This window comes from Streptomyces sp. NPDC048295, assembly GCF_040652135.1.
Classification (GTDB): Bacteria; Actinomycetota; Actinomycetes; order Streptomycetales; family Streptomycetaceae; genus Streptomyces.
This window is the reverse complement of record NZ_JBEZLL010000002.1, coordinates 223104-247515: the sequence shown is the minus strand read 5'-3', so window position 1 is coordinate 247515 and position 24412 is coordinate 223104. Positions and strand designations below refer to the sequence as shown.

The following is a 24412-nucleotide window of genomic DNA, read 5'->3' as shown; positions in this document are numbered from 1 at the left end:
GGGCACCCTCACACGGTGGCTCCTCCGTCGACGGGGATGCACGCCCCCGTGATGCCGGAGCCGGCGTGGGAGGCGAGGAGCAGGACTGCGGCGGCGACCTCCTCGGGCCGGGTCAGGCGGCCGGTCGCGGTGCGGCCGGTGAAGTGGCGGACCAGGCCGGGGTAGTCGGTGCCGAGAACACGTGCGGCCCGGGGGCCCTGTTCGGTGAACCAGTCGGTCTCGACGGCCCCGGGGCACACGCAGTTGGCGGTGACTCCGTACGGGCCCGCCTCCTTGGCCAGGACCCGGGTGAGCCCGATCAGCGCGTGCTTGGCAGCGGCGTAGGCACACAGGCCCGGGTCCGGGTCGCGGCCTTCCATGGAGGAGATGTTGATGACGCGACCGGAGCGCTGTGGGATCAGGTGGGACAGGGCGTGGCGGGTGGTGTAGAGGGCGGAGTCGAGGTTGAGGGCGACGGTTTGGTGCCAGGTGGCGTCGGTGATGTCGGCCACGGTGGCGAAGTCGGTGGCACCGCCGACGTTGTTGACGACGATGTCGAGGTGCCCGTAACGCTCCACCGTCTCGTCGACCGCGCGTTCGGCGTCGGCCCGGTCGGTGGCGTCGGCCACGCACAGGGTGACGTCGTCTCCGGCGTCCAGGCGGGCGAGGGCGGCCCGGCCGCTCTCCTCGGAGCGGCCGGTGATGACGAGCCGGGCACCGTGGGCGTGGAGCGTGTGGGCGATGGCCAGGCCGATGCCACGGGTGGCTCCGGTGATCAGCGCGGTTCTGCCGGTGAGGTCCATGCGTTCTCCCGTCGTGGGCCGGATGGCGGGTGGTGGGTGACGAGGGTGATGGTGTGCGGTGTCCCGGGCAGGTGCAGGGGGAACAGCTGCCAGCCCAGGGGTGCCGGGTCCTGACCCAGCCGGGCCAGGGAGAGCCGCGGACGCAGGGTGATCTCCACATCGACGAGGGCGCGCAGCAGAGACCAGCCCAGGGCCTTGGCGATGGCTTCCTTGGCCGTCCACAGGGTGAGGAACTCCGCGCTCCGTACGGTCGCGGGCCGGTGGGCCAGCGCAGCACGCTCGCCCGGGCTGAGGGCGTACCGCAGCAGGTTCGGGGATGGAGGGGAGGCCAGTTGCTCGATGTCGATGCCGATCCGGGTGCCGTTCCCGGGCGCTGCGATCAGTGCGGCCACAGTGACGGGGCCGCAGTGGGCGGCGGTGAGGCGGAGGGGAGGCAGGTTCTGTTCCGGTGCGAGCGCGGGGCGGCCGAGCGGATCGCGGACCAGGGTGACGGTGTCGGCCGGGCGGTCGTTCTGCGCCTCGACGGCATGGCGCAGCAGGACCCGCCCGGGTACGGGGCGCGCCTGCGGGGCGGTGTACCACCAGAGGCCGACCGGGCCCGCCGCGGTGGTCACCCGGCGATGGCGGGCGTCGGTGAGTGGGTGGAGCGTCGGCGTCACGGGGCGTCGGCCTCGGCGCGGAGTCCGTCCCCGGCGGGTGCGGTCGGGGTGGCCGAGGAGTGGGGGCGGGCCGGGACGCGGGCCAGGACGGTGGCACGCATGCCGGAGATCTGGGCGACGACGCGGCCGTCCTGGGTGGTGGCCGTGCTGGTGTCGGTGGCAGGTGAGTGGTGGAGCCGCAGCCCGTCGGGGTGGGTCCGGATGAGGTCGTGGTCATCGCCGGACTCGTACAGGGCGATGCGTTCGATGTGCTGGGGGACGGCGACGGGGTGGTGTCCGTCCGGGGCGGGTTCGAGGGCGGGGGTACGGGCGAGGCTGTCCAGGAGGACGGCCGGGGTGGAGAGCCGGGGCAGTGCGGACAACTGCTCCGGGTCGGGGCGCCAGCGGGCACAGGTGCCCGAGGCGGTGGTGCTGCACTGGTCGGTCGCGCGGAAGGCGCCGGTGAGCAGGACCGGGGAGCCGGCGTCGTAGTACGGGTCGTCGACCGTACGGCGGGTTCCGGCGAGCGGGCCGTACGGCTCGGGCAGCGGGACCGGGCCGCCCAGGCGGACGGTGGCGCGGACGTGCTCCCGGTCGTGCGACAGGACACGTCCGTCGGGGGCGATGACGTCGGAGCGGATGGTCACGCCGACCGAGCAGGCCGTCCTGGTGCCGCGGCGGCGGGCCTCGACACGGAATCGGGCGGGTCTGCCGTCGGTACGGGCGCGGACCCAGGCGTTGAAGCCGAGGTCGTCGATGCCGCGTGGTGTCAGGCCGGGAGCAAGGGCACGGGCCGCCTGGACCGCGATGTCGGCCAGCATCACGCCCGGCACGGTGGGTCTGCCGTCCACCAGGTGGTCGCGCAGGAAGCCATGGGTGTCCAGGTCGAGGACCAGGTGCCAGGTGGCGTGGTCGGCGTGGTGGGTGACGGGGTCACCGAGCAGTCCCGCCGGGGTGTCGCCGGGCGTTCGGGGCGGGATGTCGTCATCGGTGGTACGTGTGGTGACTCCGGGGGCGGCCGGGTGGTGCCGGCCGGTCCTGCCGGTGGCGCGCAGGCCCGGGAAGCGGGTGTCGAAGGAGCGGTGCTCGGCCTCGCCGACGAAGGTGACGTGCCTGTCCTTCCCGCCTCCGTCGTGGCTGCGGCGACGCAGCTCGCTCAGGAAGTGGGCGACTCCTTCGGCGGTGGTCATGCGGGACAGGCGGGCGGTGCGCGCGGTGTGGGACTGGACGATGGCCCCGGAGCCGAGGCCGGTCTCGTCCCAGACGGTCCAGGAGATGGTGAACTCGCCGTCGTCGCCGACGAGTGCGGCGGCGGACAGGAAGTCGTTGGCCGGGGAGTAGTCGCTCTCGCCGGGCAGACCGGCCACGCCGGTGACCGAGCCGAAGTTGCACCACAGGCGCGGGGCGAGCGCGCCGGTGAACGCGGCGCGCAGATGGTGGTAGCCGGACAGTTTGACGTCGCGGATGCGGCGCATGCCCGGCAGGGTCTTGCGGGTGATGTCGCCCGGGTGGTGCAGTCCCGCGCCGTTGACGAGCAGGTCGACGTGGCCCTCCTGGTCGCGGACGGCGTCGGCGAGGGCACGTACGGCGTTCGCGTCCGTGACGTCGCAGGTGTGGAAGTGGACCTGGTCGGCGCCGCACAACTCGCTCAGGGCCCGCAGGGTCAGGGCGGACTCACGGGCGTGCAGGAGGCGGTCGAAGGCGGCGCTGATCTCGCCCACCGGACGCCGCGGCGTCCGGGAGCGCTGGTCGGCGATGTAACGGGCGCGCACCGCGGGCAGGTCCTGGTCGGGGCTGCTCAACAGATCGTCCGGTACGTCGGCGGGACGGCTCGACCCCACCAGGTGGACCCGCAGAGGCAGGTGATGCGCGAGGCCGAGCAGGCAGGCGGCGGTGATGCCGCGGGCGCCGCCCGTGGCCACGACCACCGCCCGGGGAGTGAGCGGCAGGGCTCCGCACGCCGCGGTAGGGCCGTGCTCGGTGATTCGCTGGACGAGACGGGTGGCGCCGCGATGGCGGACCACGGGCAACCCGTCTGCCGGACGGGCGAGTTCGTCCTCCAGGGCGGCCAGTACGGCCAGGGGCTCGGCGCTGTCGGCGACCACCGCGCGCACGGTGCAGTCGGTCAGTTCCCAGGCCAGGGACTTGACGAAGCCGGTGAACAGATGGGCGTGCGGGGCGGCCTCCTCACCGAGGAACGGCGCCGTCACCCCGACGGCGACGGAGCCGCCCGCGGCGATCCGGTCGCGCAGCAGGCGCACCGCCCAGAACGCCGCCTCCTGCACGGCCAGTACGTCGGCGGTGGGCGGGGCGGGCCAGGCGGGTGCGGGGTGCAGATCGGCGACGACCCGCAGATGCCGGAATCCCTCGGGGTTGTCGCGCAGGACGCGGTCGACGGCCTGCTGCGGGTCCTGGTCCCCGTCGACGGCGGCCAGGCGGCAGTGGGCACCGGCCTCGACCCGGGCGCGCAGAGCACTCGCGCAGCGGGGGCCGGTGATCACCAGGGTGCGGGCCGGCAGCGGCCGTGCGCCGGTGCCGCACGGTCCGGCCGCCTCCCAGCTCAGGGTGTGCCGCCAAGTGACCGGGGCCGGGGCGCCTGCGGTGGGCCGGTCCGAAGCCGCCGGTGCCTTCGGCGCGGGGGCCGGCACACGGCCGGCAACGTGCCGCAGGACAGCCACCAGGTCGTCGGCTCCCGGGTAGCTCCAACCGTCCGGTTCGTGGTGCTCGGTCGGCAGTTGACCCAACAGTGCATCGAGAGCGGCGAGGCGGGGCCAGCCGTGGTCGCGTGCGACGGAGTCCCGGGTGAGTACCAGAGCGAAGGCCCCTTCCGCCGGCTCCCGGGACCCGGCGGTGTCGTGCAGACGTGCGAACAGGGGCCCGGTCGCACCGTTGACGCCCAGTACCAGCGCCAGCTCCAGTTCCCCGCGCCGCAGGTGCGCGGCGGCGGCTCCGAGGGCGCTGCGGCCCGAGGTGAGCCCGGTGTCGAGGGTCATCGTGGGACCGTGCAGGTCGTGCAGGGCGGCGACCCGGGCGGGGATCACGTTCGGCATCAGCCCGGCCAGGGTGTCCTCCCCCGGCCCGGTGCGCGCGCGCACCGCGTCGAGGAACGCCGAGGTGGCCTTCCGCAACGCGGCTCGGTCGAGTCCGCGGGGCAGCGGGCGCCGCACCGCCTCGGCCAACGAGGCGGCGTGGCAGCGGACCGTCATGTCGGGCGACATGGCGGGGACACCGGTGTGGGCGGCGAAGACCCCGCAGGTCTCCCCCAGTCCCTCCCACCAGGGCGAGGCGCCCGGCGGGACGAGTGCGGCGACGGCCTGCAATGCCATGAGCTGGGCCCGGTCGATGCTCTCGGCGGTGGGTGCGGGGATGCGTACCTCGGCGAAGGGCGGGAGCGGGTAGCGCGCTCCGAAGGTGCGCTGTTCCGCGGGGTTGCGGCCATCGGCCAGACGGCGTGCGACGTCTGCCGCGTCCGGGCTTCCGGGCAGGTGGGCCGACCAGGCCACGACGACCACCGGATCGTCCTCGACAAGGGCGGGCAGCGAGGCCGGTGCGGCCTCGCCGGGCCGGGGTGCGTCCTGGAGCAGCAGATGGCCGTTGGTCCCGCCGAACCCGAACGCCGAAACCCCCACGGTCCGTGGCCGGCCGGCCGGGCGTGGCCAGGGCACCGGATCGGTCGGCACCCGCAGTGGCGGCGCTCCGTCAGGGACGCGGTAGGGGATCTGCGGCGGGATCGTGGAGTGTGCCAGGCCCTGCAGTGCGTGGACGACCGAGATCGCACCGGCCGCCCAGCCGGTGTGACCGAACACCGACTTGTTCGATGTGCACCAGGCTTCGGGCAACTGCTCGGACAGCACTCCGCGCTCGACCCGGTCGCCGACCGGTGTGCCGGTGGCATGGGCGACCACCCAGTCGATCTGCTCGGGCGCGACGCCGGACACGGCGCGGGCACGGGCCAGCGCCCGTTCCTGACCGCCGGCGTTGGGGGCGTGGACGGCCCTGCCACGTCCGTCGGACGCCGCGCCGAACCCGGCCAGCACCCCCAGGACGTGGTCGCCGTCGGCCCGGGCGGCGTCCAGCCGTTTCAGGGCGACGAACGCCGCCCCGTCGGCGAACAGCACCCCGTCCGCGTCCGCGTCGAAGGCACGGACCGTACCCGACCGGCTCAGACCGCGCAGTCGGGAGAACAACACGCTGTAGCGGGGACCGAGGGAGAACACCCCGCCGCACAGGGCGAGGTCGCACTCCCCGTCCAGGACGGCGCGGGCGCCAAGGTCGATGGCGTAAAGCGAGGAGGAGCACGCGGTGTCGACGACCTGCACCGGCGTCGGCGTGGAAAGCAGCGACGCCACGGCGGCGCGCAGGGCCGCCGGCGGCAGGTGCCCGGCCGGCTCGCCCGCGTGCCGGTGCGCGGACCGCAGCCATTGGACGAGCAGCGCACGCAGCGTCTCGGGATCCTCGGCCGTGCTCCCGTCCCAGTGCTCCGCGATGCCGTCGGCGGCGGCCTCGACGAGCAGGCTCTCCTCCACATGCTGCGATCCCTCGGCCCAGGCACCGGCGAAGCACGCGGTGCGGACATCGGCACCGGACGCCAGACGCGGTGCGTCGCACTGGACGAGCGCGGCGCGCGTCCAGCCGGTGAGGAAGTCCTCCTCGGCGTCCCGTTCGGCATCCTTCGCGGTGTTCTCGTCGATGTCCTTCCCGGACCCCGGCACGGGGCGGACATAGCCTGCGACCCGACTGCGGGTACGGTCCACGGCCTCCTCGGGCGACCAGAAGTGCTCCAGCACAAACCGTTCTCCGGGCTCACCGAACTGGGGGACGCCCTCCATCAGCCGTCGCCGGAGCGCCTCCGGACTGTTGGCCCCCGGGGCCACCAGGCCCATGCCCACGACGGCCACCGTGCGTGCCGTCTCCCGCGCGGCGCCGGCACCGACGCGCAGGGCTGCCGGTGCGGCCGGGTTCCTGTCCGCGGCGGGAGGCCGCGTGGCCGCCGCAGCGGGCCGGGGAGAGCGGACGGCCGGGGCGGGACCGGTCCCGGCCGCAGACGGAGGGGACGGGGCGGTGGATGGCGCGGGTCGGTGCGGAGAGAGCATGGCGCGGCCCACGGACAGTCCGCCGTCGGCCAGCAGGCACTGACCGGAGATCCAGCGGGCCTGCGGAGAGGCGAGGAAGGCCACCAGCCGGGCGAGGTCGTCCTCGTGGCCCACCCCGCCGAGCGGGGCCGCCGCCGCACAGGTCTCCCGCAGGGCGTCCGCACCGGGGAACAGCGCTGCCGTGGAGTTGTCCAGCAGCCCGGCCGAGGCGGTGTTCACCCGGATTCCCGACGGGCCGAGATCGGCGGCCAGGTACCGGGTCATCGCTTCCAGCGCCGCCTTGCACACCCCCACCAGCAGGTAGTTGTCCATGGCCAGTCCGGCGCCGATGGACGAGACGTTCACGATGGCACCGCCACCGCGCGCGGCCATCAGGGGTGCCGCCTCAAGGGCGCACCAGCGGGCTCCGTGGACGTTGGTGTCCAGCGCCCGCTGCCACTCGGAGTCGGTGAGGTCGTGGAAGGGGGCGAACACGCCCCGCGCGGCGTTGTTCACCAGGATGTCCACACCGCCGTGCTTCTCGGCCAGGGCCGCGAACATCGCGGTGACCTGGTCGTGTTTGGCCACACTGGCCCGCCACGTCTCCGCCCGGCCCCCGGCGGAACGGATCGACGCGGCGGTCTTCTCGGCGGCCTGCGGCGAGTGGAAGGAGTTGACCACCACGAGGGCGCCGTGCCGGGCCAGTTCACGGCTGATCGCCGCGCCTGCCCCCTTGCCTCCTCCGGTGACCAAGGCGATCTTTCCGGCGAGATCCGGCGCCGCGGGCAGGTCGGACCGGCCGCTCATGCCGGCACCCCCACGTGTGTGCCGTCCATGGGCAGCGTTCTCAACAGCCCGGCCAGCGCGTCCAGGGTGGTGTAGCTGGTCAGACGGGAGCCGTCCGCCGGCAGGGCACGTCCGAAACGTGCGGCGGCCTGGGCGAACAGTTCGGTCTGCTTGATCGAGTCCACCCCCAGATCCGCCTCCAGATCGGCGTCGTCGGTCAGGACCTCGGGCGGATACCCCAACGCCGCCGCGTACAGCGACCGGAGTGTGGCCACGACGGACCGCCGGTCCGGGAGCGCCTCCGCACCCGGCACGGCTTCCTCGGCCGCGGTGCCGGTCTCCGCGCCCGCACGCGGGACGGCCGCGGCGGCCCTCCCCGCCCCGGTGACCACGACCGCGGTGGAAAACGTGGTCAGCCCGCCCAGCGCCTCCGACAGCTCGGGGCCGCTCACCCGGCGTCGCAACGGGGCGACGACCCGTACGTCCGGCACCGTCGCCGTCACGAGATCGCTCAGTACACCGCGAGGTCCGCACTCCACGAACACCTCCACGCCCTCCGCGTGAAGCAGGCGGACCGCATCGGTGAACCGCGTGCGCCGCACCAGGTGGGCGGCGACCAGCTCCGCCACCGCGTCGGTGCCGTCCACCCGCTGCCCCAGGATCGCCGAGTGCAGCAGATGTCGCGCGGGGCCGGCCCGCAGCGCGGTCGCCCGGCGGGTGAAGTCGCCTGCCACGGCGGCAAGCATGCGGTGATGGAAGGCGTACGGGACCCGTAGCGCGGTCGCCCTGACACCCACCACCTCGGCGGCCAGCCGCACCCGGCCCAAGGGTTCGGCGGGGCCGGACACCACGCATTGACGGGGGCTGTTGTCCGCGGCCAGGGTCACCTCCCACTCCCCGATTCCCACCAGCAGTCCCTCGGCCCGGGAAGCGGACATCTCCAGTGCCAGCATTCCGCCGCGCTCCGGCGGGCAGGCCGCGAACGCCTCATCGCGGGCGGCCACCAGCGCCATGCCGTCCTCCAGCCCGTACACACCGGCTGCGGTCAGCGCCACCAGCTCGCCGAAGCTGTGGCCCAGCAGCACGTCGGGAAAGAGTCCGTGACGTTGCGTCAGTATTCGGAACAGCACCATCTCGGCGGCGAACAGCGCCGTGTGCAGGTCGGCCGGGGCCTCGTCCGCCAACTCGGACAGCACCGGCGCCCGTTCATCGAGAAGAAGACGGGAAGGGGCCCTCCGCCCGAGACGGACGGCAGCGGCGTCCAGAAGATGCAATGTCTCCTCGACCAGTGGTTCGTCGACAGCGAGCCGGGCGAGGACGGCGGGCAGGTAGGCACCCTGCCCCGGGAAGACGAAAGCACACCGCGCGACCACAGCAACTCCTCTGTAAAGAAGGACACTTGGAAGATTCGGGGAAAGGCCGGCGTCATCCGGCCCGCGCAAGCGGGGACGAACGGCTCGGGGCCGGGGACGGGGCGAGGAAGCCACCTCCGACGGCCCCGCCCCCCGGGCGGCGTACGGCACTGCTCGGAGGCCTGCACCGGGACATGTGCGGGGGTGCGAGGTGATGTGACAGCTGGAACGAGAGCCAGGACAAGTACCGGAACAGAGAATGGAGCCAGGGCGAATGCCCACCCCTTGCAGACGCAGAGTCAGCCTACGGACGAGGGCACCCACAGTCGCCACCCGAACGAGTGACAAGAGGGCGTCCGGGGTCAGAATCCGCTCGCCGAACGCGCGGGGTTGCGCCTGTTCACTCCCCCGGGCGCTCCCGACGGCCGCTCGGTCCGGGTTTCTTCTTCTCCATCGCCTTCCGGCCGGTGAAGAGGCTCGATCGGCGACCCTGCGTGGCAGCGAATCTCTGTTGCCCGGCTGGTGGGCGCCCAGCAACAATCCCCTGTGTGTCCGACACTGAGACTGCGGGTTCCGCACTACGTCCTTATCCCAAGATCTCCGCGAGGGAACGGCTTGGCATGTCCGGAGCCCGGGAGTGGATCGCGGCGGAGAAGGTGCACGGGGCACACTTCGCGGTGGTCTGCGACGGCACCGGCGTCCATCCGGCGAAGCGGCGTGAGCTGCTGGGTGACGATGCATTGGACGGCTTCTTCGGCGTGAGCAGAATCTGGCCGGCGCTGTCGGTGGCGGCGTCCCGTTTCGCCTCGGCGATGCGCGGTGCGTGGGGTGATGCGGCGGTGGTGACGATCTACGGCGAGCTCGCCGGTGGCCGCTATCCGCACGCGGATGTCCCCGCCGTCGAGGGCGCCGAGCCGGTACAGACCGGCGTTTGGTACGCGCCTTCCCTGCACTGGCTGCCGTTCGACGCCGTGGTCGAGAAGAACGGGGGCCGGTGGTGGATCTCCGACGGTGTGCTGCGTGAGGCCGCGGCTGCCGCCGGGCTCAGCTGCGTTCCCGCTGTCGGACACGGCTCGGTGAACAGACTCCAGGAGCTGCCCAGCGCCTTCCCCACCAAGGTCCCGGCCCTCTTCGGGCTCCCCGAGCTGGCGGACAACCTCGCCGAGGGCTACATCCTCAAGCCGGCCGGCGAATGGCAGGAGGCAGGTCCTGCGGGCCCAGGCATCCGCCCGGTGGTGAAGGTGAAGCAGAAGGCCTTCGCCGAGGACGAGCGCTTCGACGGCGCGCGCCCCTATCTGGCACCGCCGCAGGGTGCAGCCGGTGTTCCCGCCTGGCTCCTGGTCCAGGCATCGGCACTGCTCACCCCCGCCCGCGCGGCCGCCGCGGTGAGCAAGCTCGGGCCCCGCACCCCCGTGGACGCAGTTGCAGAGGAGATCACACGGGATGTGACCGAAGAGCTCTCCGAGACCCTGGGAGGTATGGAGGACGAGCTCCTGCGCGCTCTGGAACAGGCCCTTCGGCCCGGAGCACACACTCTGGTGGCGTTCGATGCCCAGGACCGCCACGCCTCACGCACCGACCGGACAGGCAGGAAGCGCGGCCGATGACGCCGGCGAACAGCCGTGTGCCGGGCACGAGCTGGGGCCAACACCGTATGGAAGGGGCGTCGTTGCCGTGGGGATCCGGTGTCCTGCCGCCACCGACTACGACCGTGGGCTGTCCGGACGGAGCCGCGCCGGGACGGACTGCGGATAGCCGATGGCGTCGATCTCGGCCGTCAGCTGTTCGAGCGTCACATCCGGGTTGAGCGCCGCCACGACCTTTGGGGTCAGCGGGCGCAGCGCGTGGATGTGACGTACGGCATCGAGGTCCACCGGGGTGTCGTAGTAGCCGCGGGCCCAGTCGGCGTATTCCTCGGGCGTACCGTCCCCGAGGAGGGAGAACAGGTACGACGCCCCGTCGGGGTCGCTTCCTCCGCCGTCGTACTCGATCCGTCCCGTTCGCCACCGGTCGTCGCCGGTCGCGCGCCACAGGCAGGCCGTCACATGCGGTGTCCCTCCCGCGGCGAAGGACGGTTCGTCGACACAGGACCGGAAAACCTCCGGCACCGAATCCACGACTCCCGGCCAGACACTCCCGTCACCCGCGTACGAGCTCATGGGCGACTCGTGATCGAATCCGCGGATGTACACACCCTCGGGCGAGAAGACGACCGAGTACTCGTCGCCCGCTCCGTTGTCCATCCAGCCCAGTTCACGCCCCGGGGACCAGTGGGCGTCGAACCCGTGGCGGCGGTACGGGCTGCGGGGCGCGAGGATCGCCTCCGTCATCGCCATGGAGCGGCACCGGTCGCGCAGGGCCGGGATGTCGGGAAGTCGCCGTGCGACGTCATGAACGGTCATGCCCGCATTCCAGCAGACGCCTGTGACAACCGGCCGCCCGACCGTGGCTCTGCCGTGCTCCCACCCCGGACGTCTGCCCCGCGAACCGACTCGGGTACGCCGACAGTCTGACGGAGCGTCCGTCCCCCGGACACGTCCGGCAGCACCGACGCACCGGCTACGCATGGACGATGCGCTCCACCAGTTCCGGGACCCACTCCACGTACTCGACCTCTGCGCCGCCACGGTGGCGCGCGTACAGAAACCGCCCGGTGGCACTGGTGCCTTCCGGTGTGGTGATCTCGGCGCCGGCGGCCGCGAGCGTCCTGGTCAGGTTGTCGAGGTCGTCGACGATCACGGTGGCGCCGGCGTGGGAATAGCGGGCGCGTTCCGACGCTGCTGGTGGTCACCGTCCTCGGCGAACGCACCCTGCGCTTCACACAACTTCGCGGTGAGGTGGAGGGCATCAGTCACAAGATGCTCACGCAGACACTGCGTGGACTCGAACGCGATGGGCTCGTCGAGCGCACCCGTCTACCCGACGGTACCGCCACGTGTGGAATACGCGCTCACGGACGCGGGCCAAGCACTGCGGCACACCGTCTACGGCATGTGCGGATGGACACGCCACTACTTGGAACACATCGAGGAATCCCGCGCTCGATTCGACCGGGCACCGCAACGGGCCGCGGCCGCACCCGTCAGGAGCCGACCGGAATCGGCGTCGCGCGGCGGGCCATCGGAAACTTCCCGGGCCCGAAGCCGTGCCGGGGCGTGACGGGCCGGCTGCGCGTGCCGGCTGCGCCGCGGGCCCGTCGACCCGCCGGTGTCGAGCAGGTCACTGATTCGCGTGCGCCCGGAGGACCAGACTGCTCCATCGGACGGTGTCACGGCCATGAAGATCGGGACGTTCGGAGCGATGGACGGTGTGCAACCCGTGCGCACTGCCCAACTCAGCTGTCTCCGCCGCAGAGACATCGAACATGTGGCGGCCCTCGGGCACAGGGCCATGACGGACGTTCACGAAGAATCGGCCGCCGGGCACCAGCAACTCGGCGATCCTGGCCATCGCGCGTCGGCGTTCCCCGGCATCCAGATGCATCCACACCGCGGTGACGAAGACCGCGTCGAACCGGCCCGGGTGACCGCTCAGTGTCAGGTCCGGAAGAGCGTCATCGACCCAGTCGATGCCACTGTCCGCATGAAGCCGCTGCGCATGCTCCCGCAGTTCAGGAGTCGGCTCGACGGCCACGACACGGTGTCCGCGAGCCGCCAACGCGGCGGCATCGCGCCCGGTCCCTGCTCCCACGTCCAGTATCCGGCCCGGCTCGACGGGAACGAATTCCAGCACGTCACGGTGGACTTCGCCGAAGGTGACCTCCTCGTACTGAACAACGAGCGCATCCGCCGCCTCGGCATACCCGGCGACGCCCCTCGGCAGGCTGCGACCGTCCACGGCGGGAGTTGACAGTTCACTCATGCCCGAAGGGTACCGACTCCATCGCCGCCCGCCCGATCACCGAAGTCCTGTCCGCCGCGGACCGGGGCTGACGCGCGGTTCATCGGCCTGAACCTGCCCGGTGCGTCGCGGGTTTCGGTCGGCCGGCCGGCTCGACGCGAGCCCGCGGCCGGCCGGCACGGTCGAGTTCCGGCGGCGCGGACCCGCGTCCGTCAGGGCCCTGACGGCCGGCATTCATCCCCTGGCGCCCTTGACCCCCAGACCGTCCATGTAGTCGCGAGCCCGCACGATCAGTCCGCCGTGGACGTGGAGCACCAGGAGTCCGGGGACGGTGAAGGTGGTCCCCCGGGCCGGCAGTGTTCCCACCGCGACGTGCTCGGAGACGACCACTCCGGGGTCCGCGGTCTCGTGGACCGCGATTTTCCTGATCTCGTCGATCCGGACAGGGCTGGAGCCCCAGGCCGCACGGTATCCCGCACGCACGGCCTCACGCCCCTCGTAACGTGGGGGGAATCCGGGAGAGTCGAACGGGAACTCGTGCACCGCGTCGATGGTGTACAGGTCGGCGAGATCGTCTGCGGACTTGTCGAGTATGGCCTGGTAGAAGCAGGCCAGCACCTCTCGGGCGTTTCGGACAGCAGGCGTCGCCAACTCCGGCACAGGGTCACTCCGTCGACTCGACACACAAAGGGATTCGATCGCACCACCATTCGCGCCGTAACGGCTGCGGCGGGCGTCGGCCCCCGGTTCAGCCCTCACAGTACTCCGGCTCGAAGCGCGAGCCGTTCACCCGAGCCGCGCAGGCACTCCCCGCGCCGCCGACGGCCACTGACTCCGGTGTGCGCGTCGAACAGCTGCCGGCCATGCCCGGTATCAAGCTCGGCGGCCTCCCGAAGAACACACCGGCGATGCTGCGACCCGTGCTCACCGACCCGCCGGCAGCCGATCACGTCCGCACCGCCGTCCCCGTGAACGGCATGGATCCCGGAGACGAGTGCCGTCACCACTCGGTTGCCGGGGGAACAGATTCACGTGGTCACCCGGCAGTTGAGCTCGGCACGGCGATCAAGGAGCACCCCGCTCCCGGCTTCCCGGGACGGGTGTGGCGTATCCACGTCACGGCGTGAACGCGCACGCTCCTGGCCGCCCCGGCCTCGACTTGTTTTGCCACGCTGGGGAGGGACGGGGTCTTGCCGCACGGGTGAGGCAGCCCGGTGTTGGCGTATGCACCGACTCATCTCCAGGACGGACAGCGGATTTTCATGCGGAACAGCATCTTGCGCGGCCAGGAAACAACCTCCCCCGGCAGCTCGGCGCCGGGCCGCGGGACGGGGGCCCGGCCAGGTGACGGTGCGGCTGCCGCCGCGCCCTTGTGGATCACCGCGACACCCATCGCTCCCCGGGGCGAACTGCATCTCGGACATCTGGCGGGTCCCTACGTAGCGGCCGATGTCATGGCGCGGTTCTTGCGGGCCGAAGGAACGAACGTACTGTTCACCACCGGCATCGCAAACCATGCCGGCTCGGTGGAGGTCAGGGCACTGGACACGGGAAGGACGCCGGCCGATGTGGCCGACGGGCATGCCGTGGCCATCGAGGCCGATCTGCTGCGGGCCCGCGTCGTGTTCGACCGTATTGCCCGGCCGCAGCATCCCGGTGGCTACAGCAGCTGGGTGCAGAACGTCGTCGGCCGGCTGCATGCCGAGGGGATAGTCGTTCCGCGGGTGCGCCCCCTGCCGTACTGCGAGCCGTGTGGACGGTGGCTCCACGGCGTCCAGGTCACCGGCGGATGCCCGCACTGCGGCACCCTCACCCCTGCGGGCGCGTGTCGTGCCTGTGGACGCCCCGGTGAGGGGGGTGACTTGAGGGATCCGCGGTGTTCGCGGTGCGGGGCGGGCGCCGCCCTGCGGCGGATGCGCCGTCTTTACCTGCTCCTTGAGCCCTTCCGCGCGGACCTTGCCGCGCACTGGGACGGAGCCGGGCTGTCGTCCCGGATCGCCGCGCTGTGCGAGGGGCTCGCCGAGGAAGGGCTGCCGGACGTGGCCGTTTCGCATCCGGGACGCTGGGGCGTACCGGTGCAGGTGGAGGGGTTCGAGGACCAGGTGGTCGACGCGGAGTTCGAGGCGGTCGCGTTGCAGCTGTGCGAACAGGAGGGTGAGAGGCCGTTGCCCGGCCGAGCGGTCCGCTTCCATGGCCTCGGACACGCCTTCCACGACGCCGTGCTGCTGCCCGCGCTGTTGACGGAGCGGGGGGTCGAGCCGGACCAGACGTACATGACCAGCGAGTTCTACCGTCTGACGCCGGAGGGCGGAGCGGGTCTGTGGGCGCTGGACCTGCTCAATGAGTTCGGTTCCGACACGGTCAGGCGCCATGTCCTGGAGATCTCCGGAGCCGAGCGCCGGTCCGGGTTCCGACCGGAGCGGCTGGAGCGCACTCGGCGGGTGCTCGACGGTACGTGGAACGCCTGGTTGAGCGCCCTGTTCGGGGATGTCCGGGCCGAGTGCGGCGGTCGTGTGCCGGACATCGCGCCGGGTGGGCCCGGCTGGGACACGGAGCTGCGACGGCTCACGGCCGCGGTTGCCGAATTGCGGCAGGCCTACGGTGTCGAGGGCTTCGATCCCCGTCGGGCGGTGGCCCTGCTCGACGAGGTCGTCCGGTCGGTTTCCGCTTTCGCCGAGGCCGGTTCCCACGAACGTCACAGGCCCGGTCGTGGTGAGCGCCATCTCGCTCTGATCGCGGCCCAGTTGAGTGTGGCGTCCGCGCTCGCGTCCTGGGCCGGTCCGGTCATGCCGGAGGGGGCGGACCGGCTCGCCGTGGTGCTCCGGATCCCCGCCGGGCGTCCGGTCGGGATCGAGGCGCTCGTACCGCCGCCGCCCGGAAGCCCTATCGTGGCGCCCAAGGAGCCGGTCTTCGGCTTCTGACACCTTGGGATCCGGAGGCCGGTCCGAGCCCGGTCCGTGTCGACGCGGCTTCCTCGGCCCTCAGTCGACCCAGCCGAGCCGCATGGCCCGCACCCCGGCCTCGAAGCGGCTCGAAGCCCCCAGCTCCTGCATCAGTTCGGAGAGCATGCGGCTGACGGTGCGCAGCGAGACACCGAGGTTGCGGGCGATCTGCTCGTCCTTCATCCCGGTGGCGAGCATCCGCAGAATGGCACGCTGCTGGTCGGTGAGGCTGGCGGCGTCCTGCTCGTCCCGGCGCCGCTGCTCGAAGGGGACGGCGCCGCGCCAGCACTGCTCGAACCAGGCGCGGTACGAGCGTACGAGGGACGGGCCCCGGGCCAGGATCGCGCCCGCTTCGTGGTGGTCCGGGTCCATCGGTACCAGGGCGAACCGCCCGTCGGCGATGATCATGTTCATCGGGAGGTCCGCGGCCACCCGTATCTCGGCTCCCGCGACCGCCTTGTGCGTGAGGTGTTCCATGCCTTGCGGAGTACCGGCGCTCGTACTGGAGAAGATGTAGCGCACCCGTGTCCCCCGGGCCAGTTGGCGGCGGTCGCGGGACAGTGTCCGCTCGGGGATCTCGCGGCTGTGGCTGACCTGGGTCTGCAACGCGCAGAGGTCGTCCTCCACGGTCTCGGTGATGTCCTCCAGCACCTGCTGGATGCGCCGGTAGTCGGTGATGACTTCGACCTCGACCTCGGCGGACGGTGCGAGTACCTCTGCGCGCAGGAAGCGGGTGGCCAGTGACTCCAGTCGGCCGTTGACCTCCTCGGCGTGGCGCAAGTCCGCTGCGAGGCGGCCCCGTTCGCTCTCCAGGAGCTTGATCAGCGCCATCTCCGGGCTGACCACGGCGACCGCGTCGGAGTCCGCTTCGGGCGCGCCGCCGGAGGCGAGGGCCAGTCCGTTGTCGTGTTCGGTGCCCGTGGGCACGATCAGGACGAGGTTCAGAAGATCGCGGCGGCAGCGTTCGCGCTCGCCCGGTCCGAGGTCCAGCTCGGCGACGGCCTCGTCGAAACTGGCGGCGCCTCGGAGCCTCAGTTCCTGGTAGAGCGCGAGCGCCGGGTCGTCGGCTCGTGCCCCCGTCGTGCTCGCTCTGCCAGCGCTCACCGCGAAGCCCCCTCGGCTGAAGATCCACGACGGGAAGCCCCCTCCGCGTGGAATGCGGCTCAATCCTATGGGGCCTGCACATCTGAAGATCATGCCGCCCTTCGCGGGGCGAGGGCGGGGTCGAGGGGGCCGTGGGGGTGTGATCCGCCCCGAGGGGTCGCCCGTGCGCCGCGCGGCGCCGTGTCCTCTTGTGCCCAGCGCCCCGCGGGTGTCTCGGGGCTCAGGAGCGAGTCGTCGGGGCCACTGGACCTGTGATGGTGGGGATGTGGTGGCCGTGCCGCCGGGGCGGCCCCGGATCGGACGATCGGGGGCCGGCCCGGCGGCGTGGATGCGGTCAGCCCGCGAGGACGGCGAGCTTGCCGGGCTCGTAGGCGCCGCCCTGGTTGTTGAGGATCACGCCGAGCCGGTTGGTGGCGTTGATCATGGCGATCAGGGAGACGAGCGCGACGGTCTGGTCGTCGTCGTAGTGCTTGCGGACCCGGGCCCAGGTCTCATCGCTGACGCCTTCGTAAGCGTCGATGATGCGGGTGCCTTCCTCGGTGAGGGCGAGCGCGGCCCGCTCGGCCTCGGTGAACACGGTGGAGTGGCGCCAGGTGGCGACCAGGTTCAGCCGGGCCGAGGTCTCGCCGGAGGCCGCGGCGTCCTTGGTGTGGATGTCGACGCAGAAGCCGCAGCCGTTGATCTGGCTGGCTCGCAACTGCACCAGTTCCTGGGTCGGCTTCGGCAGCGGCGACTCCTGGATCACCTGGCTGACGGCGAAGATCCGCTTGCCGATCCTGGCACCGATCTCGTGGTCGAACAGGTTCATGCGGGTTTCCATCACAACGTCCTCGCTGTGGAATCGTGTGCCGCGCGGATCGTCCGCGCAGCGTCCTGACGCACATGAGGTGCCGGACGCCATGCCCCTGTGACAGCACGGCGATGTGACGAAGGCCACCACCCGGCAACGTCACAGGAGTGCGGTGGGTGGTGTCCTGTGCGCGACACGGACGACAAGAGACGCAACAGGCAGGAGCCGACCATGGACGAGCGCACCGGGCGGACGGCCGGCACGGCCGGGCCCAGCAGTCACGCCGGGCGGACGGACTCACCCACCGAGGCGTTCGTCGCCCATCGCAATCTGCTCTTCACCGTTGCCTACGAGATGCTCGGCTCGGCCGCCGACGCCGAGGACGTCCTCCAGGAGACCTGGCTGCGCTGGGCGGACGTCGACCACGACGCGGTGCGGGACCCACGCGCCTTCCTGGTCCGCGTCACCACGCGCCAGGCGTTGACCCGGCTGCGCACACTGCGCCGGCGCAAGGAGTCCTACATCGGCCCATGGCTGCCCGAACCCCTGCTGACCGCACCCGATGTCGCCGAGGACATCGAGTTGGCCGACAGCGTCTCCATGGCGATGCTGCTCGTACTGGAGACGCTCGCTCCGACCGAGCGGGCCGTTTTCGTGCTGCGCGAGGTCTTCGATCTCGGGTACGACGAGATCGCGCAGGCGGTCGAGAAGACCCCTGCGGCGGTCCGGCAGATCGCCCACCGTGCTCGGGCCCATGTCGCGGCGCGACGGCCGCGCGAGGTGGTGTCCCCGGCCGAGACGCGCAGTGTGCTCGCGGCTTTTCAACAGGCCGTCGAAACGGGTGACTTGCAGCGGTTGCTCGACATGATCGCTCCGGATGTCGTGCTCTTGACCGACGGCGGCGGAGTCGTGCGGGCCGCGCTGGAGCCCGTCGTGGGCGCCGGGACGGTGGTCGAGGTGCTGAGCAGGCTCGTCTCCGCGACCCTGCAACCGGCCCAGGTCAACGGCCATCCGGCCCTGATCCTGCGCAGGGACGGCCGGATCGACACGGTCCTGGCGGTGCGCCTCGAGAACGGCCTCGTCGCGGGGCTCTACGCCGTCCGCAACCCCGAGAAGCTCTCACGCATCGACCGGGAGACCGCAGTCGGCCGCTGAGCCGGAAGGTGCGCCGTACGCCCGGACGTCCTGTCCCATGAGGTGGCTGGGACCACTGACGTAGGCGCACCGTACTGCACAGAGACGATGACCAGGTGCCGGGCCCGGTGAAAGGCTGGGCCGCGTGACGAGAGCACCCGGGGCCGCGGGTTGACGAAATCTCCCGGGGCCGCGGGTTGAGGACGCTTCCCGATGCACCCGCCTTCTGTCTCTCCGGCCGGTCCGGGCCTCCTCGTTGTTCTCGTCGCCGTCTTCCGTACCGCCGCCCCCTGCACCAAGGAGACCGTGTGACCACCATCAGCGCAGCTGCGCGCCGCGCATCGGCCGTGGGCCTCGCCCTCACCGCCTGTCTCACCGCGCTGCCCGGCGCGACGGCGACAGCCGCGGACCGCGACGGCACAGCGATGACGGCCGGGGCAGGTCTCGGCCGCTACTACCACCAGCGCCTCGACTGGAAGAGCTGTGTCCTCGGCCCGGACGACGCCACCGGCCGTGGTCTGGAGGAGGCCGGCGCACGCTGCGCCGATGTCACCGTTCCGCTCGACTACGCCCGCCCCCGGGGACGTAGCCTCAAGGTCGCGATATCCCGGATCGCTGCCACTGACAGCCGTCATCGGGCCGGCTCTCTGCTCTTCAATCCCGGAGGGCCGGGCGGGCCGGGTCTCGGCTACTCCCCGCTCGTTCGCCAGGTGATGAAGGAGACCGGCGCACGCTACGACGTCATCGGCTTCGATCCCCGTTTCGTCGGGCGCAGCAGCCCGCTCGACTGCGGCTGGCCCGTCGGTTCCTCGGTGCTCTCCGCCGGACCGGGCCGGGCGGGCTTCGAGCGCCAGGTCGCCCTGCAGAAGCGGCTGGCCGACAAGTGCCGGGCCACCAACGCCTCCGTGCTGCCGTACGTCACCACACGGAACACGGCCCGCGACATGGACGTCGTCCGGGGCGCGCTGGGCGAGCGGAAGATCTCCTACCTGGGCTGGTCCTACGGTACGTACCTGGGCACGGCCTACACCCAGATGTTCCCCGGCCACTACGACCGGGTGGTCCTCGACGGGGCGCTGGATCCGCGTCGCTACAACCCGCGGCTGATGCGCGGTGTGGAGCGCGAGAACGAGCAGGCCCTCGCGGACTGGGCCGCCTGGGCGGCGCAGCGCCACAGCGTCTACGGTCTCGGCCGCACACGCGGCCAGGTGCTCGCCACGGTCGACCATGTCGTCGCGGCCTCCGCGCGCCACCCGCTGACCGTCGGCACCGGTGCGGACACGTTCCGGCTCGACGACACCCAGGTGCCCTTCGTGGTCTTCTCCGGGACCGCGGACGACACCGATGAGGCGCGGGCTGCGGCCGGAGAGCAGATGTCCGTACTCGCCAGGGCCGCGGCGGGCAGGCCCACCCGGCTGTCGCCGCAGTTCGCCGCGGTGCTGCGCGGTGCGCTCACCGACGAGGGGTCACGCAACGGCAGCGCGCAGTCCGCGATCCTCTGCGGCGATGTGTCCGTGCCGCACGATCCCGAGAGGTACTGGCGGGACATCGAACGCAGCCGGGCCTCACACCCGTTGTTCGGTCCTCTCACCAACAACATCGGGCCGTGCGCCTTCTGGGACCGGCCTCGGGAGAAGCCCACCCAGGTGCACCATGACACGCCGGCCCTGATCGTGGCCGCCACGGGCGACCCGCGTACCCCGTACTCGGGCAGTGTGGCACTGCACGAGCTGCTGCCGAGCTCCAGGCTGCTCACCCTCAAGGGTGCCAACCGGCACGCGCTCTACGGCCAGTACGGCAACGCCTGCGTGGACGATGCGGTCAACCGGTACCTGGCCACCGGAAAGCTGCCCGCGCGGGACCAAACCTGTGTGAAGCGGAGCCGCTGACGCCCCTGCGCCGCATCGAAGGGTAGCGGCCCGGGGACGGGCCCGGACGGAGCCGTCGTTCCCCTTCGACAATTCAGGAGTGCTGGAATACGGGCGACTTGTAAGATCGTCAGTGGGATGGGGCTCGTAGCGCAGTGGTCGTCGCGCCTTCACGGCATGTAGGAGGACGCCGGTTCGAATCCGGTCGGCCCCATCCCGTTCCGGTCGCCGTACTTCGATGAGTCAGCCATGAGAAGTCTTCGGCCCCCGATGCGGCGAGTATGCCGAGCCTGGCCGAAGAGCCGCACCTGATCAGGTCGGTCAGCCGGTCAGGGCCTGCCGCCCGTCCTTCTTCACGGGGGTCGGCCTTCTGCGGTGCCGGACGCCGTCGCTCTCCGGGCGCCCCGGTCACACCCTCGAAGTGACCTGCCTCACACGCTGTCACAGGCGTCGACCAGCCGGTGTCTTGAGGCCGAACGCCCGGAACCGGAGGAGACATCATGGCCGAGAACACCGAAGTGATCGTCATCGGCGGCGGATACGCCGGCGTCATGGCGGCCAATCGCCTGACACAGCGCGACGACGTGACCGTCACCCTGATCAACCCTCGCCCGTCCTTCGTGCATCGGGTCCGCCTGCACCAACTGGTCGGCGGGACCGACGACGCGGTGGTCGACTACCGGGCCGTCCTGGGCGAGCGCGTCCGTCTGGTGGTCGACACCGTGACCCGGATCGGCGCGGCCGAGGGCAACGTGGCGCTGGCGGCCGGCGGAACCGTCGACTACGACTACCTGGTCTACGCGGTGGGCAGTGGCAGCGCCGAGCCGGGTGTGCCCGGTGCGGCCGAGTTCGCCTACCCCGTCGCCACCCTGGAGGAGGCGGGGCGGCTGCGGCCGGTCCTCGACGCCGCACCCGCGAGCGCCGCGGTGACGGTCGTCGGAGCCGGCCCGACCGGCATCGAGACCGCCGCCGAACTGGCGGAGGCGGGCCACGCCGTGACCCTGGTCTGCGGCGGGGTGCTCGGTCCGTACCTGCACGCGCGGGGCCGCCGCTCGGTCGCCGGGCACCTGGCCGGGCTCGGTGTGACCGTGCTCGACGGCCCCGGCACGAAGGTGACGGCGGTGACGCGCGATGCCGTGGAGCTCGGCGACGGCCGCCGGCTGCCGAGCGGCGTGACCATCTGGACCGCCGGATTCGGCGTGCCGGACCTGGCCGTACGGAGCGGGCTGAGCACCGACGCCCTGGGCCGCCTGCTCACGGACGAGACGTTGACCAGCGTGGACGACGTACGCATCGTCGCCGCCGGGGACTCGGCGGCGCCCTCCGGCCTGCCGCTGCGGATGAGCTGTCAGGCCGCGATGCCGCTGGGTGCGCGGGCCGCCGACACGGTCCTCAGCCGGATCGCCGGCGAGCGGCCCTCGCCCCTCAAGCAGGCGTTCACCGCCCAGTGCGTCAGCCTGGGCCGACGCGTCGGTATCTTCCAGTTCGCCCGCAACGACGTCGCGGTGTGGCTCCACATCGACGGCCGGCCGGGGGCAAGGCTCAAGGAGACCGTGTGCAAGGGCATCATCAAGCACATGGCCGACGAGGCCGGCAAGCCCGGTTCGTACAGCTTGCACCGGGTCGCGGGAAGGGCCAAGCGCCGACAGCAACTGCAGGACGGGCGCGGCGCGGAGCCGGCCACCGCCGGACGCACCGCCCAGTAGTCGCGCAGGGGCGGTTCCCGGCCCGGCATGTCACAGCCGTGTGCCGGGGACCGTCCCCGCTCTCGATCGCACAGAACAGGTGAGCCGGAGTCCAACGGCTCGCCAGGAGAGAGGACTTGCTGTGGATGCACAGGCGAAGGCCGCCGTCGGAGAGCAGGGACCGGACGAGGCGGAGAGGGGCCGGGGCATGAAAGGCCGGGCCACCGATCCGGCGACCGATGCCTTCGTCGCCCACCGCAATCTGCTTTTCACGGTCGCCTACGAGATGCTCGGATCGGCGGCCGACGCCGAGGACGTCCTCCAGGAGACCTGGCTGCGGTGGGCCGGGGTCGATCTGGCCCGGGTGCTCGACCACCGCGCCTATCTGGTGCGGATCACGACCCGGCAGGCGCTCAACCGGCTGCGCACCATGAAGCGCCGCAAGGAGGCGTACGTCGGCCCCTGGCTGCCCGAACCGCTGCTCACCACGCCGGACGTGGCCCAGGACGTCGACCTCGCCGAAAGCGTCTCGATGGCGATGATGCTCGTCCTCGAAACGCTTTCGCCGACCGAGCGCGCCGTCTTCGTGCTGCGCGAGGTCTTCGAGGTCGGCTACGACGAGATCGCGGCGGCCGTCGACAAGAGCCCCGCGGCCGTGCGCCAGATCGCGCACCGTGCCCAAAAGCACGTCGATTCCCGCCGCCCTCGCAAGATGGTCTCCCCGAGCGACGCCCGGGCGGCCGTGGAGTCGTTCCGGCGGGTACTCGAGACCGGGGACCTCCAGGGCCTCCTCGACGTGCTCGCCCCTGATGTCGTCCTGGTGGGCGACGGCGGAGGCATCAGGCGGGCCGCGCTGCGGCCGACCGTCGGCGCCGACAAGGTGGCGCGCTACATGCTCGGCGGCCTCAGGAAGAACAGGCTCGCGATGGCGTTCTCTCCCGCCGCGGTCAACGGCAGTCCGGCACTCCTGGTGCTCCTGGACGGCGAGATCGACGGTGTCCTGGCGATCCGTGTCGAGGACGACCGCATCAACGGCCTCTACTACGTACGCAACCCCGAGAAACTGAACCGCGTCGATTCCGAGACCCCGCTCGCCGTGCGATGAATACGGGTGGCGGAACGGCCACTTGGCCGGCCGCGCGTCGCACGGGAGCCGGCCGCTGATTACGTTCAGGGGCCGGGCAGCAGCTACCGTGCTGTTGTGGTGATCAACGGGGAGGACATCGGATCCGGGACCGCGCTGCTGATCGCGGCGGCCCCGGCCGGCAAGGGCTGTCTCATCGACGCGGCGGGGGTCCTGCCCACGCTCGCCGCAGTTCCGCCCAGCATTCTGGCGGGCGCGGCGGCGGCCACCATCGTCGAACTCGCCGACCCGACCGACCCGCAGACCGTCCTCACCCGCATCCGCGCGGCGGCGGCCGCGCCCGGCCCGCTCACGCTCTACATAGCCGGTCAGCTCCATCTCGACCACAAGCAGCGCCTGATCCACCTCGCACTCGCCCGGACGACCACGCCGGCCACCCTGCGCTACACCGCGCTGCCCTGGCACTGGCTGGCGAGCGAGCTCAAGCTGCGCCGACCGGGCTCCACCACTGTCGTCGTCGACATGGTCGCCGCCCCGGAAGCCTGGCAGCAACTCCGTGCCGAGGGTCTCGTTCTCGGCTACGGGATCCGCGTATACGGCCGGATCGTCCCGCCGCCGCCCCGCCGCCAGATCGCGGAACCGGCCTATCTGAAGGCCTTCGCCACCACCTGGCGCGGCGGCCTGAACCCGCCGCTCGCCCTGCTCCACGAACAGGCCGCCGCCCAGGTGGGCCCCGGCGACGCGCTCTTCCTGTCCATCGGTGACTCGTCCGTCCCCTCCCCCGCGGCGCCGGCTGTCCCGGTCCCGGTGCGGCCCCACCAGCCGCCTGCTCCGGCCGTGGAGAACGCCGGGGCGGCGGCCGAGGAGGATCCGCTGCCCGCGATTCTCGCCGCGGCCCACGCGGGGCGGCACGGCGAGGCCGCGTCGCTCGCAGCCATATGGGAGGGCTGGGCGCTGCGTACCCATGGCACGGGATCCGTGCCGGCCATCCACTGGCTGGAGGTCCGGGCCGACCTCGCTCGTCTGGCCGATGATCCGGCACGGAGCTGCGAGCTGTGGATGGCTGCGGCAGACGCCCGCCTCGCCCGGCAACAGCCGCCGGACGACCCGGCCGTGGAGAGCGCCGTGGACCGCGCCCACCACCAGTGGCAGCAGCTTCGCGACCCGCAGCGGGCCCGGGAACTCGGCCCGCCCCTGGACGCCTTGCGCCATCACGTGCCGGGCCGGCGCCCCGGAGCGGTCGAGGCTGTCCGGCACCGGCTGGAAATGCTGGACACCACGCCCCCGGCGGCAGCCCGAGGTGCGGCACCGTGATGGATCAGGGCCCTCGGACCG

Annotated in this window: 17 protein-coding genes, 1 tRNA gene and 2 pseudogenes; 10 read left to right on the top strand and 10 right to left on the bottom strand. The window is 72.0% G+C overall.

From position 1 onward, the window contains the following. Positions 1–8 precede the first annotated feature (8 nt). Genes AB0D53_RS03500 through AB0D53_RS03485 form a run of 4 tightly spaced genes read right to left on the bottom strand, consistent with a single transcriptional unit; the run spans position 9 to position 8651 of the window. Positions 9–782, bottom strand: coding sequence for an SDR family NAD(P)-dependent oxidoreductase (locus AB0D53_RS03500; protein ID WP_362439438.1), 774 nt, complete (start codon positions 780–782; stop codon positions 9–11). Continuing rightward, a complete protein-coding gene (locus AB0D53_RS03495; RefSeq protein ID WP_362439435.1) occupies positions 755–1441 on the bottom strand; it encodes a 4'-phosphopantetheinyl transferase superfamily protein in 687 nt (228 codons plus the stop codon). Before AB0D53_RS03495 ends, AB0D53_RS03500 begins: the two co-directional genes overlap by 28 nt. Then, a complete protein-coding gene (locus AB0D53_RS03490; protein ID WP_362439432.1) occupies positions 1438–7299 on the bottom strand; it encodes an SDR family oxidoreductase in 5862 nt (1953 codons plus the stop codon). The genes AB0D53_RS03495 and AB0D53_RS03490 overlap by 4 nt, the downstream gene beginning before the upstream one ends. Beyond that, on the bottom strand, positions 7296–8651 hold the full coding sequence (locus AB0D53_RS03485; RefSeq protein WP_362439429.1) for an acyltransferase domain-containing protein: 1356 nt from the start codon (positions 8649–8651) through the stop codon (positions 7296–7298). The genes AB0D53_RS03490 and AB0D53_RS03485 overlap by 4 nt, the downstream gene beginning before the upstream one ends. A 599-nt stretch (positions 8652–9250) precedes the next feature. Between AB0D53_RS03485 and AB0D53_RS03480 the strand changes: the two genes are divergently transcribed. Then, the gene (locus AB0D53_RS03480) at positions 9251–10237 is read left to right on the top strand and encodes an RNA ligase family protein (protein ID WP_362439426.1); all 987 of its coding nucleotides are present in this window, start codon (positions 9251–9253) and stop codon (positions 10235–10237) included. Between the two features lie 96 nt (positions 10238–10333). Here the strand turns inward: AB0D53_RS03480 and AB0D53_RS03475 are convergent, their stop codons facing one another. Both AB0D53_RS03475 and AB0D53_RS03470 read right to left on the bottom strand, forming a co-directional pair. Next, entirely contained in the window at positions 10334–11032 is a 699-nt protein-coding gene (locus AB0D53_RS03475; protein WP_362439423.1) for a hypothetical protein, read from the bottom strand. A 157-nt stretch (positions 11033–11189) separates the two neighbouring features. Further along, a pseudogene (locus AB0D53_RS03470) lies at positions 11190–11408 on the bottom strand (VOC family protein); the annotation flags it as partial. Between AB0D53_RS03470 and AB0D53_RS03465 the strand changes: the two are divergent. Continuing rightward, positions 11408–11789, top strand: a pseudogene (locus AB0D53_RS03465) (helix-turn-helix domain-containing protein); the annotation flags it as partial. The pseudogenes AB0D53_RS03470 and AB0D53_RS03465 sit on opposite strands and share 1 nt — an antisense overlap. A gap of 60 nt (positions 11790–11849) precedes the next feature. Here the strand turns inward: AB0D53_RS03465 and AB0D53_RS03460 are convergent. Together AB0D53_RS03460 and AB0D53_RS03455 are read right to left on the bottom strand one after the other, a co-directional pair. After that, positions 11850–12467, bottom strand: a complete 618-nt coding sequence (locus tag AB0D53_RS03460) for a class I SAM-dependent methyltransferase (RefSeq protein WP_362439420.1) — start codon at positions 12465–12467, stop codon at positions 11850–11852. Positions 12468–12704: 237 nt separating this feature from the next. After that, a complete protein-coding gene (locus AB0D53_RS03455) occupies positions 12705–13130 on the bottom strand; it encodes a nuclear transport factor 2 family protein (protein ID WP_362439418.1) in 426 nt (141 codons plus the stop codon). Between the two features lie 179 nt (positions 13131–13309). Between AB0D53_RS03455 and AB0D53_RS03450 the strand changes: the two genes are divergently transcribed. Then, a complete protein-coding gene (locus AB0D53_RS03450) occupies positions 13310–13597 on the top strand; it encodes a hypothetical protein (protein WP_362439415.1) in 288 nt (95 codons plus the stop codon). A 135-nt stretch (positions 13598–13732) separates the two neighbouring features. Beyond that, complete coding sequence (locus AB0D53_RS03445; RefSeq protein WP_362439412.1) at positions 13733–15391, top strand: class I tRNA ligase family protein; 1659 nt, start codon at positions 13733–13735, stop codon at positions 15389–15391. Between the two features lie 60 nt (positions 15392–15451). On the opposite strand, the gene AB0D53_RS03440 is transcribed toward AB0D53_RS03445, so the two are convergent. Together AB0D53_RS03440 and AB0D53_RS03435 are read right to left on the bottom strand one after the other, a co-directional pair. Further along, positions 15452–16516, bottom strand: a complete 1065-nt coding sequence (locus tag AB0D53_RS03440; RefSeq protein ID WP_362439409.1) for a LuxR C-terminal-related transcriptional regulator — start codon at positions 16514–16516, stop codon at positions 15452–15454. 334 nt (positions 16517–16850) lie between these two features. Beyond that, on the bottom strand, positions 16851–17336 hold the full coding sequence (locus tag AB0D53_RS03435; protein WP_362439406.1) for a carboxymuconolactone decarboxylase family protein: 486 nt from the start codon (positions 17334–17336) through the stop codon (positions 16851–16853). 201 nt (positions 17337–17537) lie between these two features. Between AB0D53_RS03435 and AB0D53_RS03430 the strand changes: the two genes are divergently transcribed. The 6 genes from AB0D53_RS03430 to AB0D53_RS03405 all read left to right on the top strand — a co-directional run bounded on the left by AB0D53_RS03430 (position 17538) and on the right by AB0D53_RS03405 (position 24391). Next, complete coding sequence (locus AB0D53_RS03430) at positions 17538–18461, top strand: RNA polymerase sigma-70 factor (RefSeq protein ID WP_362439403.1); 924 nt, start codon at positions 17538–17540, stop codon at positions 18459–18461. Between the two features lie 287 nt (positions 18462–18748). Then, positions 18749–20329, top strand: coding sequence for an alpha/beta hydrolase (locus AB0D53_RS03425; protein ID WP_362439400.1), 1581 nt, complete (start codon positions 18749–18751; stop codon positions 20327–20329). Positions 20330–20448: 119 nt separating this feature from the next. Beyond that, positions 20449–20522: transfer RNA gene (locus tag AB0D53_RS03420), tRNA-Ala, on the top strand. A gap of 286 nt (positions 20523–20808) precedes the next feature. Further along, entirely contained in the window at positions 20809–22014 is a 1206-nt protein-coding gene (locus AB0D53_RS03415; RefSeq protein WP_362439397.1) for an FAD-dependent oxidoreductase, read from the top strand. Positions 22015–22201: 187 nt separating this feature from the next. Beyond that, positions 22202–23098: an RNA polymerase sigma-70 factor gene (locus AB0D53_RS03410; protein WP_362439962.1), complete on the top strand. Its 897-nt coding sequence runs from the start codon at positions 22202–22204 to the stop codon at positions 23096–23098. A gap of 96 nt (positions 23099–23194) precedes the next feature. Continuing rightward, positions 23195–24391 carry a hypothetical protein gene (locus AB0D53_RS03405; protein ID WP_362439394.1) on the top strand — a complete coding sequence of 399 codons (1197 nt, stop codon included), beginning with the start codon at positions 23195–23197 and terminating at the stop codon, positions 24389–24391. Positions 24392–24412: the final 21 nt, after the last annotated feature.

Excerpts from the sequence above, each read along its gene's own strand:
- AB0D53_RS03500 (WP_362439438.1), bottom strand. The coding sequence starts at position 782 with ATGGACCTCACCGGCAGAACCGCGCTGATCACCGGAGCCACCCGTGGC.
- AB0D53_RS03490 (WP_362439432.1), bottom strand. The coding sequence starts at position 7,299 with ATGAGCGGCCGGTCCGACCTGCCCGCGGCGCCGGATCTCGCCGGAAAG.
- AB0D53_RS03480 (WP_362439426.1), top strand. The coding sequence starts at position 9,251 with ATGTCCGGAGCCCGGGAGTGGATCGCGGCGGAGAAGGTGCACGGGGCA.
- AB0D53_RS03475 (WP_362439423.1), bottom strand. The coding sequence starts at position 11,032 with ATGACCGTTCATGACGTCGCACGGCGACTTCCCGACATCCCGGCCCTG.
- AB0D53_RS03445 (WP_362439412.1), top strand. The coding sequence starts at position 13,733 with ATGCGGAACAGCATCTTGCGCGGCCAGGAAACAACCTCCCCCGGCAGC.
- AB0D53_RS03435 (WP_362439406.1), bottom strand. The coding sequence starts at position 17,336 with ATGGAAACCCGCATGAACCTGTTCGACCACGAGATCGGTGCCAGGATC.
- AB0D53_RS03430 (WP_362439403.1), top strand. The coding sequence starts at position 17,538 with ATGGACGAGCGCACCGGGCGGACGGCCGGCACGGCCGGGCCCAGCAGT.
- AB0D53_RS03415 (WP_362439397.1), top strand. The coding sequence starts at position 20,809 with ATGGCCGAGAACACCGAAGTGATCGTCATCGGCGGCGGATACGCCGGC.
- AB0D53_RS03410 (WP_362439962.1), top strand. The coding sequence starts at position 22,202 with ATGAAAGGCCGGGCCACCGATCCGGCGACCGATGCCTTCGTCGCCCAC.